14 protein-coding genes are annotated in these 15,542 nt (G+C 68.0%); 6 read left to right on the top strand and 8 right to left on the bottom strand.

Translation table 11 applies throughout. The features are described from left to right. Positions 1-12 precede the first annotated feature (12 nt). Positions 13-891 carry a DMT family transporter gene (locus tag PV764_RS19750; RefSeq protein WP_019184419.1) on the bottom strand — a complete coding sequence of 293 codons (879 nt, stop codon included), beginning with the start codon at positions 889-891 and terminating at the stop codon, positions 13-15. Between the two features lie 159 nt (positions 892-1,050). Between PV764_RS19750 and PV764_RS19745 the strand changes: the two genes are divergently transcribed. Both PV764_RS19745 and PV764_RS19740 read left to right on the top strand, forming a co-directional pair. Further along, entirely contained in the window at positions 1,051-2,001 is a 951-nt protein-coding gene (locus PV764_RS19745; protein ID WP_421117387.1) for a LysR substrate-binding domain-containing protein, read from the top strand. 87 nt (positions 2,002-2,088) lie between these two features. Next, positions 2,089-2,382, top strand: coding sequence for a hypothetical protein (locus PV764_RS19740; protein WP_019184421.1), 294 nt, complete (start codon positions 2,089-2,091; stop codon positions 2,380-2,382). A gap of 45 nt (positions 2,383-2,427) precedes the next feature. Here the strand turns inward: PV764_RS19740 and PV764_RS19735 are convergent, their stop codons facing one another. Beyond that, positions 2,428-3,198, bottom strand: coding sequence for a DUF4349 domain-containing protein (locus tag PV764_RS19735; RefSeq protein WP_421117386.1), 771 nt, complete (start codon positions 3,196-3,198; stop codon positions 2,428-2,430). Between the two features lie 156 nt (positions 3,199-3,354). Between PV764_RS19735 and PV764_RS19730 the strand changes: the two genes are divergently transcribed. After that, the gene (locus PV764_RS19730) at positions 3,355-5,163 is read left to right on the top strand and encodes a DUF885 domain-containing protein (protein WP_421117385.1); all 1,809 of its coding nucleotides are present in this window, start codon (positions 3,355-3,357) and stop codon (positions 5,161-5,163) included. A gap of 128 nt (positions 5,164-5,291) precedes the next feature. Here the strand turns inward: PV764_RS19730 and smrA are convergent, their stop codons facing one another. Both smrA and PV764_RS19720 read right to left on the bottom strand, forming a co-directional pair. Continuing rightward, positions 5,292-7,124 (bottom strand): multidrug efflux ABC transporter SmrA, encoded by a 1,833-nt coding sequence (gene smrA, locus PV764_RS19725; RefSeq protein WP_046272060.1) that lies wholly within the window; start codon positions 7,122-7,124, stop codon positions 5,292-5,294. An 89-nt stretch (positions 7,125-7,213) separates the two neighbouring features. Next, positions 7,214-8,791 (bottom strand): serine hydrolase, encoded by a 1,578-nt coding sequence (locus PV764_RS19720; protein WP_284128156.1) that lies wholly within the window; start codon positions 8,789-8,791, stop codon positions 7,214-7,216. A gap of 111 nt (positions 8,792-8,902) precedes the next feature. On the opposite strand from PV764_RS19720, the gene PV764_RS19715 reads away from it, so the two are divergent. Then, positions 8,903-9,343 carry a VOC family protein gene (locus PV764_RS19715; RefSeq protein ID WP_399622275.1) on the top strand — a complete coding sequence of 147 codons (441 nt, stop codon included), beginning with the start codon at positions 8,903-8,905 and terminating at the stop codon, positions 9,341-9,343. Continuing rightward, entirely contained in the window at positions 9,340-10,158 is an 819-nt protein-coding gene (locus PV764_RS19710) for a DUF72 domain-containing protein (protein ID WP_341986612.1), read from the top strand. The genes PV764_RS19715 and PV764_RS19710 overlap by 4 nt, the downstream gene beginning before the upstream one ends. A gap of 4 nt (positions 10,159-10,162) precedes the next feature. Here the strand turns inward: PV764_RS19710 and PV764_RS19705 are convergent, their stop codons facing one another. Further along, positions 10,163-10,819 (bottom strand): Pr6Pr family membrane protein, encoded by a 657-nt coding sequence (locus tag PV764_RS19705; protein ID WP_046272063.1) that lies wholly within the window; start codon positions 10,817-10,819, stop codon positions 10,163-10,165. Between the two features lie 77 nt (positions 10,820-10,896). On the opposite strand from PV764_RS19705, the gene PV764_RS19700 reads away from it, so the two are divergent. Further along, positions 10,897-11,844: a DMT family transporter gene (locus PV764_RS19700; RefSeq protein ID WP_019184429.1), complete on the top strand. Its 948-nt coding sequence runs from the start codon at positions 10,897-10,899 to the stop codon at positions 11,842-11,844. A gap of 48 nt (positions 11,845-11,892) precedes the next feature. Here PV764_RS19700 and PV764_RS19695 read toward each other — a convergent pair whose 3' ends face one another. The 3 genes from PV764_RS19695 to PV764_RS19685 form a co-directional block, all read right to left on the bottom strand. Further along, positions 11,893-12,963, bottom strand: coding sequence for a GGDEF domain-containing protein (locus tag PV764_RS19695; protein ID WP_421117383.1), 1,071 nt, complete (start codon positions 12,961-12,963; stop codon positions 11,893-11,895). A gap of 68 nt (positions 12,964-13,031) precedes the next feature. Next, positions 13,032-13,754 carry a pseudouridine synthase gene (locus PV764_RS19690; RefSeq protein WP_019184431.1) on the bottom strand — a complete coding sequence of 241 codons (723 nt, stop codon included), beginning with the start codon at positions 13,752-13,754 and terminating at the stop codon, positions 13,032-13,034. Positions 13,755-13,810: 56 nt separating this feature from the next. After that, positions 13,811-15,445, bottom strand: coding sequence for a diguanylate cyclase (locus PV764_RS19685; RefSeq protein WP_399622292.1), 1,635 nt, complete (start codon positions 15,443-15,445; stop codon positions 13,811-13,813). Between the last annotated feature and the right edge of the window lie 97 nt (positions 15,446-15,542).

Below are 15,542 nucleotides of genomic sequence, written 5' to 3'. Positions count from 1 at the left end.
GGACCCGACGGCCTATCGCTGCGACACCGCCACGCTCCCAAGAATCAACACGCCCGCGATGACCATCGCGCCGGTCACCGGTTCGCCCAGGAACAGCCAGGCGAACAGGGCGCCGAACATCGGCACCAGGTAGGTCACGGTCGAAGCGCGGGCCGGGCCGATGCGGGCGATCAGGCGGTAGAACATCAGGAACGCCAGACCGGTGCAGACCACGCCCAGCGCGATCGCGCAGGCCCAGGACAGCATCGGGATCGGTGCGGCCGGCCAGTGGGTCAGCGCCATCGGCAGCAGCAGGATCGCCGCGCAGCCCAGCGTGGCACCGGCGGAGGCGGCCGGCGGCAGGCCGGTCATGTGGCGCTTCACCAGGTTGACGCCCAGCCCGTACAGCAACGCGGCCAGCGCACCGGCGACCACCGCTGCGCCGATGCTCAGCCCGGCAACCTTGGCCGTGGCCAGCACGACCACGCCGGCAAAGCCGACCAGCAGGGCGATCGCGCGGCGCACGCCGATTTTTTCGCCGAAGAACAGGAAGGCGATCAGGGCGGCAAACAGCACCGTCATCGCGTTGCAGATCGCCCCGATCGCGGCGGGGGCGCGCTGCGCGGCCCAGGCGAACAGCACGAACGGAACCGCCGAATTGATCAGGCCGATCGGCGCCAGCCACAGCCAGCGCTGCGCCGGGAACTGCGCCCGCGCCTGCCACAGGAACGGCAGCAGCACCAAGGCACCAAGCAGCAGCCGTACCTCCACCAGTGCGTAGGGCCCGAAGGCGGGCACGGCCACGCGCATGAACAGGAACGAGCAGCCCCAGATCGCGCCGAGCACGGTCAACTCCAGCGGCGTGCGCCAATCACGATCCACGCTGCCCGCCGCCAGCGGCGCCCCGCTCACGCCGGGTCTCCGCAAGGACGCTTACATGCTGGAGTAGCGGTAAAGGACGGCAACATGCGCGTGGATCCGGAGAGGAAGGGCGACAGCATCCGCCTGCCGTCGCGCGCCCACAAGCGCGTAGTATCCGTGCAAGCCACAAATATGATTTGGGTCTCGACCATGATCCTTCGCCCTGCCCTGCTGCCCGCGCTGGGGGTGTTCGCGGTGGCTGCACGCCATCAGAATTTCGCCCGTGCCGCCCAGGAGCTGCACCTGACCGCCAGCGCGGTCAGCCACCATGTGCGCCGGCTGGAAGAGCTGCTGGGCACGGTCCTGTTCCAGCGCCACGCGCGCGGCGTGCGGCTGACCGCCGAGGGACGCCAATTGGCCGATGCGGCGGCCGCCGCGCTGAGCGATCTCAATGCCGTGGCCGGCAACCTCCACCCGCAGGCGGACATCGTGCCGCTGCGGGTCACCACCATCCGCTCGCTGTCGTACTGCTGGCTGATCCCGCGGTTGCCGCGCTTCACCCGACAGCATCCACGCATGCGCATCGAGCTGCAGACCAGCACGGAGCTGGTGCGCTTCGACGAGAGCGGCCCGGAGCTGGGCATCCGTTACGGCCTGGGCCAGTGGCCGGGAATGACCGCGCACCACCTGATGGACGACGAACTCTGCCCGGTCGCCTCGCCGGCATTGGCGGGGGTTTCGGCGCTGCGCGACGCCGCGCAGATCGCCGCGCTGCCCCTGCTCAGCGACATGTCCCCGCAGGGCTGGCGCGACTGGTTCCGCGCTGCCGGTGTCCGCGGCCTGGACCTGCCCTCGCTGCACACCTTCAGCGACAGCACCGATGCGATGCGCGCAGCGGTGTACGGCATCGGCGCGGTGCTGGCGCGCAAGCACATCGCGCAACCCTATCTGCAGCGTTACGAACTGGTGCGCCTGCCTGGCCCTACGCTCAAGGCACGCTACGCTTACTACGTGGTGCACGCCGAGCACCGTCCGCTCAGCCCGACCGCGCAGGCCTTCATGGATTGGCTCAAGCGCGAAGCGCTGGATGAGCGCACCCCGCTGCCGGCCCTGCCTGACGAACTGCTGGGCCTGCCACCCGCCGACCCGACGCGCGACTGAACCGGACACCACGGCCCAGCGCGCATCCTCACCCGACCTTTTCCGACCGCTGGCTAGGCTGGAGTCCCTTTCCCCGAGGCTCACCCCATGGCCCTGTTGCGACTGCGAATCACCGGCACCGAAGACGATGCGCGTGCCATAACCGACCTGCTGCAGAGCATCGAGGGGATCGAACACGTCGAAGAAACCGACGACCTGATGCCGCACATGGACGACGACGATTCCAGCTCGGCCGGCCTGTCCGATGACATCGGCCCGGGCACCCACGAACTGGAAGTGGAAGTCGGCAATGCGCTCGGCGCCCAGCGCGTGCGCGACGCCGTGCAGGAACTGGCGCTGGAGCTGGACGTCTTCGTGGAATACGAGCAGGACGAAGGCTGACTCGACCGTCGTGCCGCGCTGTCACGCGCGGCACGACAGGCAGGCTCAGCGTGCGGCCGCCGCAGCCTTGCGTCGCTTGCGGCGGCGCCACAGCGCCACGACCACGGCACCGACTGCCCAGGCCACCACACCAACCGGCAGCAGCGCGGCAACCGCGCGGATCACGAACGCGATGCTGGTGGTGACGATGGAGCCGAACTCACTGACCGCCTTGCCGATCTCGCTGCGGCTGCGCTGCCCGGCCGGGCCTTCGAAGCGCATCGTAACCAGCTGGGTATCGATCCGGCGACGCTGCTGCGCGGCGTCCTTGTTGGCCTGCTCCAGCCCCGCTTCAATCTCGGCCATGCGCTGTGAGACCGCCAACAGATCGGCAACCTTCATGTCGCTGCGCTGCTGGTACGCCTGCAACTGGGCATGCTCCTTCTGCAGCCGCGCCTGGGTCAGCGCGGTATCGGCCACCTGCTGGGCAAGATCTTCGGCATGGGTATTGCGCGAGGCCACATCGCCGCCTTCACCGGCCAGGGCGATGATCGGCTCGACACCCTTGGGCGCGATGCGCACGCGGATCGAGCCGGAGCGGGTCTCACCGCCCTCTTCGCCCACCTGCAGCACGGCGCAGTCGCCGAACCGGTTGCTCTGGCACGCGTCGGACACGGCCTTGACCCGCTCGCTGATGCGCTTGGCATCGAGCTGGATGCGGATGTCATGTTCATAGGCCAGGAACGCACCCTCCGGCGAGGCGACCGCCCCGGCGGCCGCATCGGCCGCGTAATCCTGTCCGCCGCGGCCACAGGCCACCAGGCCCAACAACAGCATCCCTGCCAGCCCGGCGCGGGCCCGTCGTGTCCATCCAGTCACAGTGCAGCTCCAGTCAATACGGTGATCTTCACGGCGCATGGTAATCCAATGGCACGGGGACAACGGGGGCCATCGGCCCTATGCTCGGGGATTGTCCCCAGTACAGGAACACCGATGCGCCAGCATCTGCTTGCCCTCGCCCTGATCGCCGCCCTTGGTGGCTGCCAGCAGGCCGACTCCCCTGCGCCCGCCACCGGCACCGAAGCGGCTGCCCCCGCCGGCGATGCCGCGGTCGATGCGGCCTTCGCCGATCTGTCCAAGCGCGCCCTGGACACCTGGATGCAGCTGTCCCCGATCAGCGCCACGCAGATCGGCGACCACCGCTATGACAGCGAGATCGATGACCTGAGCGCCGCCGGCCAGCAGAAGGTGCTGACCGCGTACAAGGCCCTGCTCGCCGATCTGGACAAGATCGACGTGAGCAAGCTCTCGCGCGAGAACCAGGTGGACGCGGCGATCCTGCGCAACCAGCTGCAGTCCGAAGTCTGGACCGCCGAAGTGCTGCAGTCGCCGAAGTGGGACCCGCAGATGTACAACGGCATGGCCGGCAGCGCGCTGTACGGCCTGATGGCGCGTGAGTTCGCGCCGCTGCCCGAGCGCCTGAAGTCGGCCACCGCGCGCATGGAGAAGCTGCCGAAGATCTTCGCCCAGGCCCGTGAGAACCTGGACCCGGCCCGCGTGCCGAAGATCCACGCCGAAACCGTGGCCAAGCAGAACCGCGGCATCCTGAGCATCGTCGATACCTTCATCACCCCGCATATCGGTGAGCTGCCGGCCGAAGACCAGAAGCGCCTGCAGGCGGCGATCGAGGGCCTGAAGAAGGCCGTCGAGGAGCAGCAGACCTGGCTGGACAAGACCCTGGTGCCGAATGCCAAGGGCGACTTCCGCATCGGCGCGGACCTGTATGACCAGAAGCTCAAGTTCGCGCTGAACTCCTCGCTGTCGCGTGCCGAGATCGGCGAGCGCGCGCGTGCCGAACTCAAGCGCGTGCGGCAGGACATGTACGGCATCGCGCAGACCGTGCTCAAGGACAAGCCGGGCGCCCCGGCGCTGCCGGCCAACCCGAGTGACGAGCAGCAGCAGGCGGCGATCGAAGCCGCGCTGGAGCTGGCCTATGCCGACAAACCGGCCCGCGACAAGGTCGTCGAAGACGCCAAGGCCGCGCTGGAACAGTCCACCGAATTCGTGCGCAAGCATGACCTGATGACGCTGCCGGATTCACCGGTGGACATCATCCTGATGCCGGAATTCCAGCGCGGCGTGGCCGTGGCCTACTGCGATTCGCCGGGCCCGCTCGACAAGAACCTGAAGACCTTCTACGCGGTCTCGCCGATTCCCGACGACTGGACCGACAAGCAGGTCGATTCGTTCCTGCGCGAATACAACAGCCGCATGATCCACCTGCTGAGCATCCACGAAGGCACGCCGGGCCACTACCTGGAAGGCTGGCACTCGGGCAAGTTCCCCTCTACGCTGCGCGCGGTGCTGCGTTCGGGCCTGTTTGCCGAAGGCTGGGCGGTCTACACCGAGCGGATGATGCAGGAACAGGGTTACCTGGACAACGATCCGCTGTTCCACCTGGTGCAGCTGAAGTTCTACCTGCGCACCATCTCCAACGCGATCCTGGACCAGGGCGTGCACGTGGACAACTGGACGCGCGAGCAGGCGATGCACCTGATGACCCACGACGCCTTCCAGCAGGAAAGCGAAGCCTCGGGCAAGTGGGTGCGTGCGCAGCTGACCTCCGCGCAGCTGCCCACCTACTTCGTCGGTGCGCAGGAGCACTTCGACACGCGCAAGGCCGTGCAGGACAAGCAGGGGGCCAAGTTCAACCTGAAGGCCTACCACGACCAGATGCTGTCCTACGGCGCGCCGCCGGTGCGTTTCGCGCGCCAGCTGATGCTGGACCAGCCGATCGAGTAAGTACTGCCTGGTTCCTCGTCAGACAGGCAAACGGCCCGGGGTGACCCGGGCCGTTTCTTTATCTGCACAGCGCCCGTGGATGCAGGTAACGGGCACGTGGGGCGAGTGCGACGTGGGTGAATCGAGGGTTACGCGTCGGCGGCCACGAATCCACCGGTCTGCCGCGCCCACAGACGGGCATACAAGCCGCCGGCCGCGATCAGTTCGGCGTGCGTGCCGGTCTCCACAATGCGGCCCTGGTCCATCACCACCAGCCGGTCCATGCGCGCGATCGTGGACAACCGGTGCGCGATCGCGATCACTGTCTTGCCGGTCATCAGTTCGTCCAGGTTGTCCTGGATCGCCGCTTCCACTTCCGAATCCAGCGCCGAGGTCGCCTCGTCCAGGACCAGGATCGGGGCGTCCTTGAGCAGCACCCGCGCGATCGCGATGCGCTGGCGCTGGCCACCGGACAGCTTCACCCCGCGTTCGCCGACGTGCGCGTCGTAACCCTGCCGTCCTTCGCCATCACGCAGGGTGTCGATGAAGGCCGACGCCCGTGCCTTGGCCACCGCGGCATGCAGCTGTTCCTCGGTCGCGTCCGGGCGGCCGTAAAGCAGGTTGTCGCGGATCGAGCGGTGCAGCAGCGAGGTGTCCTGGGTGACCACGCCGATCTGCCGGCGCAGGCTTTCCTGGGTCACGCCGGCGATGTCCTGGCCGTCGATGCGGATCTGCCCGCTCTCCAGGTCGTACAGCCGCAGCAGCACATTGACCAGGGTCGACTTGCCGGCACCGGAGGGGCCGACCAGACCGATCTTTTCACCGGGCTTCACCTGCAGGTCCAGCCCGGCGATGACGCCACCGCTTTTGCCGTAGTGGAAATGGATGTGATCGAAATGCACGGCGCCCTGGCTGACCACCAGCGGCACGGCATCGGCGCGGTCCTGCACAGTGAGCGGCTGGGATATGGTGGTGATGCCGTCCTGCACCGTGCCGATATCCTCGAAGATGCCGTTGATCGTCCACATGATCCAGCCGGACATGTTGTGGATGCGGATCACCAGGCCGGTGGCCAGGGTGATCGCACCGACCGTGATGTGCCCGCCGTTCCACAGCCACAGCGCCAGGCCGCAGGTGCCCACGATGAGGAAGCCGTTGACGATGGCGATGGTGACTTCCAGCCCGGTGGTGACCCGGGTCTGGCCACGGTGCTTGACCGCCAGTTCGTCGATCGCCTCGGCCACGTAGGCCTGCTCGCGGCCGCCATGGGCGAACAGCTTCAGCGTGGGCACGTTGGTGTAGCCATCCACGATGCGGCCCATCGCCTTGGAGCGCGCCTCCGAGGCGATCCACGCGCGCTCTTTGGCCCGCGGCACGAAGTACCACATGATTACCGCATAGCCGGCCATCCACAGCCCCAGCGGAATCATCAGCCGCCAGTCGGCCTGCGCGAACAGGTACAGCGCGGTGCCGGTGTAGACGATGATGTACCAGAGCGAATCGACCATCTGCACGGCCGATTCGCGCAGCGAGGTACCGGTCTGCATGACCCGGTTGGCCATGCTGCCGGCGAAATCGTTCTGGAAGAAGCTCAGGCTCTGCCGCACCACGTAGTTGTGCATCAGCCAGCGCGAGCGGTTGCTCAACCCCGGCACGATCGCCTGGTTGACCAGCAGGCTGTGCAGCGAGACCAGCAGCGGCCGCGCAATCAGGGTGATGCCGGCCATCCACATCAACGTGTTGGCATGCCGGGCGAAGAAGTCGCTGCCTGGCTGCTCGGCGACCATGTCGACGATGCGGCCCAGGAAATCGAACATCGCCACTTCCACCAGCGCCAGCAGCAGCCCGGCGATCAACGTGGCCAGCAGCACCGGCCACACCGGACGCAGATAGTGGATGTAGAACGGCACCACCTTGCGCGGCGGCATGCGCCCATCGATCGGCGGGAAAACCGGAATCAGCGATTCGAACCAGCGGAACATCGCAGTGCACCGAAAACAAAACAGGCCGCGATTATCCCACCGCGGCCTGCCCTTTTACTCTCACCTCCATCACACGCCGGCGACGGGGTTCAGCCCTTGGTCTCCGGCGCGATCGGGGTCAGCAGCAGGTCCTGGAAATCGAAGCTGAAATCGGTCAGCGACGACACCGCCTGCATGCGCACCTCGCGGACCTTGCCGTCCGGATCCAGGCTGAAATTCACGAAGGCATCGGCATTGAGCGAGCGGTCGTCCCAGCGCACCAGGAAGGTGTCGTGCTGCCAATGTTCCAGCGTCCCGATCAACTGCGCGGTCCTGCCGAAGCGCAGGCGCAGTTTGCCGCCCTGCTGTTCAACGAATACGTCGCCGTACCACGCATCGCGGTAACCGCCCGCGTAGCGTGCCAGCGGCAGCGACGGCGTGGACTTCGCATCGCGCGCCGCCTGGTGCCTGGCCCAGCCCTCGTCCGCCTTCTCCTGCGACTTGGCCACGGCTGCCGCATAGGCGGCGACCCAGTCGGTGGCCGGCGCCTGCAGGTAGGCATCCAGCGCTTCCATGGTGATTGCGTTGAAGGCGGCACCCACTTCCTGGTTGGTCAGCACCACGATGCCGAGCTTGTGCTCCGGCACCAGGGTCACGCGCGAGACCATGCCCGGCCAGCCGCCGGTGTGCCAGACCAGCTTCTGGCCACGGTAATCACTCAGGCTCCAGCCCTCGCCATAACCGGCGAAATTCGGCCGTGCCGCCGCAAGCTGCGGCACGCTCGGCTCGGGCACGACCTGCGGGGTGATCATCTGCCACATCGCCTGCTGGGTCTTGGCGGTGAACAGCGGCTGGCCGTTCTCCAGCGTGCCCTGGGCCAATTGCACGTTCATCCAGCGCGCCATGTCATGCACGCTGGAATAGATGCCGCCGGCGCCGGCATTGTTGGACCAGGTCAGCGGGGCGACGGTGCGCAGCTGGCTGAAATCGTACTTGGCATGACCGACCGCGGCGTTGTCGCCGGGCTGCAGATGATCGGCGTTGTAACGTGTGCCGCGCATCCCCACCGGGGTGAAGATGTGCTGCTGCAGGAAGTCCGCATAAGTCTGCCCGGACACCTGTTCGATCACCTGCTGGGCGACCGCGTAGAGAATGTTGTCGTAGGCGTAGCGATCGCGGAACCCGGCCTTGAGCGGCACCTTGCCCAGACGCTGCACCACCTCTTTGTTGCTGTAGGAGGTGGTCGGCCAGAACAGCAGGTCGCCCGCGCCCAGGCTCAAGCCACTGCGATGCGAGAGCAGATCGCGGATCCGCATTTCACCGGTCACATACGGATCGGACATGCGGAAGCCCGGCAGATGATCGATCACGCGATCGTCCATCTTCAGCTTGCCCTGCTCGGCCAGCAGGTTCAGCGAGGTCGCGGTGAACGCCTTGGTGTTGGAGGCAATCGCGAACAGCGTGTCGGCCTGGACCGGCGCCGGCTTGCCCAGCTCGCGCACACCGTAACCGCGTTCCATCACGACCTTGCCGTCCTTGACCACCGCCACGGCGATGCCGGGGATGTCGAACTCGGCGCGGGCCCGTTCGATGGTGGCGTCCAGCCGCTGCAGTTCGGCCGGCACGGCGGCCGATGCCAAGGGTGCGCATGCGAGCAGCACGGCGCCTCCGATCCAGGATGTGTTCAAGCAGTGTCTCCGGTTGCGTGTGGCGGGGGCGTCGAAGGTGCCGATGCCCCGGTTTCGCACGATGGTAACGCGGGCCGGATCAGGCTCGCCTGTGCCAGAAGGAGGCCCGCCATGACCGCGCCCGCGCAGACCACCGCCACGATCATTCCCTGCCTGCGCTACCGCGATGCACACGCCGCCATTGCCTGGCTGCAGCGCGCGTTCGGGTTCCAGCAACAGGCGGTGTACGCCGAGGGCGATATCGTCCACCACGCCCAGCTGGTGTATGGCCACGGCATGATCATGCTCGGCTCGGTCGACAACGCCAGCGAATGGGGCCGCTACAGCGTGCACCCCGATGAGGTTGACGGCCGCCAGACCCAGACGGCCTGCGTGATCGTGGCCGATCCGGATGCGCATCATGCGCGCGCGGTTGCCGCCGGCGCCCGGATCGTGATCGACATCGCCGACCAGCCCTATGGCGGCCGTGGCTATGCCTGCCGCGATCCGGAGGGCTACCTGTGGTGGTTCGGCAGCTACGACCCGTGGGCCGGCCACGCGGGCGGCGCATGAGCGCACCGCCCGGCATCATCCGCACCGGTATCGGCGGCTGGGTCTTCCCGGCGTGGCGTGGTGGCACCTTCTATCCGGCCGGGCTGCCGCAGCGCGAAGAGCTGGCCTATGCCAGCGAGCAGCTCGGCTGCATTGAAATCAACAGCACCTTCTACCGCGCGCAGAAGCCTGCCATCTATGCACAGTGGCGCGAACAGACGCCCGAGGGTTTCCGCTTCTCGGCCAAGGCGCCGCGCACGATCACCCAGACCCATGACCTGACCACCGTCGGCGAACGTGCCGAGCGCTTCATCGAGGGCATCAGCGCGCTGGAGGACCGGCTGGGGCCGCTGATCTGGCAGTTCGGCGAAAACCACCCGGCCGCCGCGGCCGAGTTCGATGCGTTCCTGGGCATGCTTCCGCGCAAGGTTGGCGGCGAGCGCCTGCAGCACGCGCTGGAGGTGCGCAACCCGGCTGCCTGGACACCGGAACTGCTGGCTGCTGCCCGGGCCCACGGCGCCGCGCTGGTGTTCAGCGGCTCGGACGATTACCCCAGCTTCGCCGACCCGACCGCGGACTTCATCTATGCGCGGCTGATGCGCTCACGCGCCAACCTGCGTGCCGGCTATCCAGCGCGGGCGATGGAGCAGTGGTGCCTGCGTGCGATGCGCTGGGCGCGCGGCGAGGACAATGCAGACCTGCCCCACCTCGCCGCCGACGTGCCCGCGCAGTCGCCGCGCGAGGTCTATGTGCTGTTCATTGGCGCCGCCAAGCAGCGCAATCCCGGCGCGGCGATGGCTCTGCGCGACCAACTGCGGCAGCTCGGCGGCGGCTGATCCTTCACCGCTGCCGGCGGCGCGCCGCGAGCGCCGCATCCAGCCACCACAGCAGGGCACCGGCCACAATGAACACCACCGCCACGGCCAGCACATTGCGCGCGACCAAGCCGATGCCCAGCGCGCCCAGGTCCAGGAACGGGTACGGGTACTGTCCGCTGAGCCGCCCGACCAGCAGCGCCCAGCCCAGGTAAACGATCGGAATCGCCAGAACGCCGGCCAGCCCGCGCCGAGGCAGCCGGCCGTGCGGCCCGGCCAGCCAGCCCAGCAGATACATCACGGGCACCGCGTAATGCAGGCCGGCATCGGCCCACCATTGCGCACCCTGCGGGTGCCACAGCGGACGCAGGATGATCACGTAGATCAACCCGGTGATGCCGATGAACAGCGCCACTGCCACGCGCGGGACCGGCGCGGCCAGGCCAGTGCGACGGCCGCAGGCCAGGGCAACGCAGACCACGGCCACCCCGATGTTGCTGAGGATGGTGAAGTAGCCCAGGTAGCGCAGCGTCGCCTCCGCTGCACCCGTGCCGGGGATGCGCAGCAGCAGGTGATACTGCAGCAGCAGCGAGGCCACTGCGACCACGGCGGTGAGGCCGGCCCAGGCGCGCAGCGCGGGTGGCGTTGAGGGGGCAAGGGAATCGCTTTGCAGAGGTGTCATGGGCGCAGGATGCCACGGCCCGGAAAAGATCACGTGGAAGGCGTCCGCCACGTCGCGGCTTGTCGCACAATACGCCGATGCCGATGACCGATACCCGCAGAGCCCTGCTGCAAATCCATTTCTGTGTGCTGCTGTGGGGCGTCACCGCCATCCTCGGCAAGCTGATCACCCTGCCCGCCCTGCCCCTGGTGTGGTGGCGCATGCTGCTGGTGGTGGCCATGCTGGCGCTGGTGCCACGGGTGTGGCGCGGGCTGCGGCAACTCTCGCCGCGATTGGTCGCCGGGTACTGCGGCGTCGGCGCGCTGGTCGCGCTGCATTGGCTCACCTTCTATGGCGCCGTGAAACTGGCCAATGCCTCGGTGGCCGCGACCTGCATCGCGCTGGCGCCGGTGTTCACGGCGGTGATCGAACCGTGGGTGGCCAAGCGACCCTTCCAGTTCCGCGAGCTGGCCTTCGGCATCCTGGTGCTGCCCGGCGTCGCACTGGTGGTGGGGGGCGTTCCCGATGGCATGCGCCTGGGCGTGCTGATCGGCGCACTGTCGGCATTGCTGGTGGCCGTGTTCGGCTCGCTCAACAAGCGCCTGGTCAGCCATGCCGACCCGCTCACCGTGACCGCGCTGGAACTCGGCGCGGGCACGCTCACCCTGACCCTGCTGGCGCCGGTGCTGCCCTTCCTGCTGCCGGCGCTGGCCAGCGACCTGTGGGTGATCCCGGATCTGCACGACGGCCTGCTGCTGTTGGCCCTGGCCGGTCTCTGCACGCTGCTGCCGTTTGCGCTGGCGCTGGTCGCGCTGCGCCACATCAGCGCCTACACCTCCCAGCTGGTGACCAATCTGGAACCGGTCTACGCGATCCTGCTGGCGATGGTGCTGCTCAGCGAGCAGCGTGAGCTGACGCCGCTGTTCTACGCCGGCGTGGCGATCATCGTCGGGGCGGTGTTCCTGCACCCGCTGCTCAACCGCCGCCGGAAGGTGCAGCACCCGGAAATCCTGGCAACCTCGGAAGCGCGCAACATCGCCGATTGAGCGCGCGTACCGGCCAACACCCGGCACGCCAGGGATAGGCCGTGCGCTTCAGTCGGCGCGCAGGACCCGGTTGCGGCCCTCGCCCTTGGCCCGGTACAACGCCGCGTCGGCCCGTGCCAGGGTCTGCTCGATCGCATCGCCGTGGCGGTGCGCGGCCACCCCGATGCTGATCGTCAACGGCAGGCCCAGTGGCAGGTCGGCCACCGCCATGCGCAGGAAATCACACTGCAGCTCAGCGGTGGCCAGCGGCGTATCGGGCATCAGCACTACGAATTCTTCGCCACCGTAACGCGCGGCCAGGCCGTGCCCGGCGAAATGCGCACGCAGCAGCCGGGCCAGTTCGGCCAGCACGTGATCGCCGGTGGCATGGCCGTAAAGATCGTTGACGGTCTTGAAGTGATCGATGTCCAGCAAGGCGACGGCCGTGGCGCGTGGCTGGCCGTCGCCGTCCACCACCGCCGCTTCCAGCGCAGTGCTCATCGCACGGCGGTTCGGCAGGCCGGTGAGCGGGTCGGTGCGGCTCTGTTCGGCCAGGTCGGCGTTCTGCTGTTCCAGCAGTTCGTTGTACTCGGCCAGGCGCTGCTCGTACCAGGCGCGGTCGGTCATGTGCTGCTGTATCTCGTGCGCGTAGCGGCGCAGCTCCATCACCAGCGAGACCTGCCGGGACAACGCGGACAACGCGTCGCGCTGGCCCGGGCTGAGCTGCCGGGGCGCCGCATCGAACACGCACAGGGTGCCCAGGGGCAGCCCCTCGCTGCTCAGCAGCGGCGCACCGGCGTAGAAGCGGACATGCGGGTCATCGACCACCACCGGGTTGTCGAAGAAGCGCGGATCGTTGCGCGCATCCTCGACCACCATCACCTGGTCCGGCTGCAGGATGGCGTGGCCGCAGAAGGAGATGTCGCGACTGGTTTCGGCCGCCTCCAGCAGCTGGCGCGCCTTGAACCACTGGCGGTCCTGGTCGACCAGGGTGACCGCGCCCATGCGCGTGCCGCACAACGCCGTGGCGATCGTGACCAGATCGTCGAACGACCGCTCGCGGGGGGAATCCAGGATCTGGTAGCGCTGCAGCGCCAGCAGGCGCTGCGCTTCATTGTCCGGCTTGGACGGCTTGATCATCGTGGCAGGCAGTAGCGTGTGCCTGCGCAGTCTAGCCCGAGTATCGCGCCATCACGTGACGCACAGCATCACCAGTCCAGCTGCTTGGGCAGCAGGCCCTTGAGCTCGGCGTCGGTGAGGTTGCGCCACTGGCCCGGCTTGAGCGCCCCGAGCTTGATGTTGTCGATGCGCACGCGGCGCAGCTGGGTGACCCGGAAGCCGAACGCAGCCGCCATCAGGCGGATCTGGCGGTTCAGGCCCTGCTGCAGGGTGATCCGGAACCCGAACTTGGCCAGCTTGCTGGTCCGGCACGGCAATGTGACTTCGTCACGGATGCGCACGCCGCGGGCCATGCCACGCAGGAACTCATCGGTGACGGCCTTGTTGACCGCGACCATGTATTCCTTCTGGTGGCCATTTTCGGCGCGCAGGATCTGATTGACGATGTTGCCGTTGCTGGTGAGCAGGATCAGGCCTTCGGAATCCTTGTCCAGGCGGCCGATCGGGAAGATGCGCTGCTCGTGGCCGACGAACTCCACGATGTTGCCCTTGACCGAGCTTTCGGTGGTGCAGGTGATGCCCACCGGCTTGTTCAGCGCGATATAGACGTGCTTGCGGCCACCGGCCTTCTTCGCTTCACGGGCGCGCAGCGGCTGGCCGTCGACCAGCACCACGTCCTGTTCGCCCACCACCGCACCGGTACCGGCCGGATGGCCGTTGACGGTGACGCGGCGCTCGCCGATCAGGCGGTCGGCTTCGCGGCGGGAACAGAAGCCGGTATCGGCGATATGCTTGTTGAGTCGGGTTGTCATCGGCCCATTATCGGGCAAAAGGTGGCCGCCGCTGCGTTTTTCCACGTGCCGGTGGTTCAGGCCGGCAATGGATCGCCGGCGGTCGTGGTGCGTTCGCCGTCGTGGATCTGGTTGCGGCCGTTGCGCTTGGCGCAGTACATGGCGTGGTCGGCCCGGCGCAGCAACCCGGCCAGATCGTCGCTGCCCGGCTGGAGTACCGCCAGGCCGATGCTGGCCGAGACGGTCAGGCCCGGGATGCCCAGCGTCTGGGTCACCGCCGCCACCTGCTGACGGACCGTCTCCAGCCGGGCCACGGCCGCGGCATGGCCGGCACCGGGCAGCAGCACCAGGAATTCCTCACCGCCCATCCGGATCACATCGTCATGGTTGCGCACCGAGCCGCGCAGCGCGCGCGCCACCGCGACCAGCACCTGGTCGCCCACCTCATGCCCGAACTGGTCGTTGATGTCCTTGAACAGATCGATGTCCAGGAAGCCGATCGCCAGCGCATGCGGCTGCTGGCGCGCCCGTTCAAGGTACTGCGCGAGCAGGCGCAGGCCGGCGCGACGGTTGGGCAGGCCGGTGAGCACGTCGGTGTCGGCCAGCTGGCGCATTTCATCGCGCTGGCGGCGCAGCCTGCCCAGCCGGAGATTCAGGGCGTAGGCGGCCATCATCAAGAACCAGGTGGCCGACAACTGCAGCGCTTCGATCCGATAGGCCACCAGCCAGCGCGCGTCCAGCGCGTCGGCCCCGATCATGATCCACCAGGGGGCCAGCGCGGCCAGCCCCGGCAGCGCATGCGCATCGCCCCGCCACAGCCCCCACAGGCCCGCACCGAGGCACAGCGTGCAGACGACCAGGAAACTGCCTTCCAGCGCTGCCGCCCCGGCGCTCAGCCCGTCCAGCCCCCAGAGCGGCACGCTCAGCCCGAGCGCGATCAGGCCCCACAGCACGAGGTGCTGGGCCGGACGCGAGCGCGGCCAGCGCCGGTCACCGCCGGTGAGGCGCCACAGGATCGGCAGCAGCAAGGCCTGGCTGAACGCAGTGAGTGCGATCAGCCACCAGGAGGCGCGGTCGTACACCGGCAACCACGGCTCGGGATAGCCGCTCAGCCCGCCAAGCACCGCCTGCCAGAGCACGAACACAACGCAGGCGCCGACATACACCAGGAAAGACCGGTCGCGGGTGGTGGCCCAGCCCATCAGCGCAGACAGCGCCAGGGCGATCGCCACGGCGATGCAGGCTGCGCGCACCAGCAGCCGGGCGGTGTCGTTCTGCTGCACCGGACTGGGCGCGCCAAGCTGGATGGTCGGTACCCAGCGCGGCTTCAGCGGCCGGGTCCAGGACACCACGATCGGCTCGTGATCGCCGGCCTTGGGCACCACCACCAACCCGACCCCGGCCCGGAAGCGCGAATCGCGCGTGCGGGCATCGTGCATGCTGCCGCAGATCTCGCGATCGCCATGGCTGATGCGGACCTCGCCGGTAAGGACCCCGAATACGTCCACGGCCTGTGGCTTGCCCGACCAGCCGGCGGCGGGCGCCGGGATCGAGAGGACTTCCTGGTGGCGTGCCAGTACATCCGGCGCGCAGGCGCGCTGCGGCGTCACCTCATCGGTGGCCCCGCCCAGCAACAGGAAGTCCTGCCCCACGCGCGGCGCCGCCTGCAGGCTCCAGGGCAACAGCCACAGCAGCACCAGCGCGAACGCCATCCACCCGATTGAGTCACCGACCCCGTTGCTCACACCTGCGTCCTGCCCGCCCGTGTTCGTCCGCGCACACCGTGTCCGGAACCGTCGACGGCGATTA

Origin of the sequence: Stenotrophomonas sp. AS1, from assembly GCF_048957655.1 — a bacterium.
In the GTDB taxonomy this organism is placed as follows: Bacteria; Pseudomonadota; Gammaproteobacteria; order Xanthomonadales; family Xanthomonadaceae; genus Stenotrophomonas; species Stenotrophomonas bentonitica_A.
The sequence above is the reverse complement of the archived record's forward strand: the minus strand, read 5'-3'. Positions and strand labels throughout refer to the sequence as shown.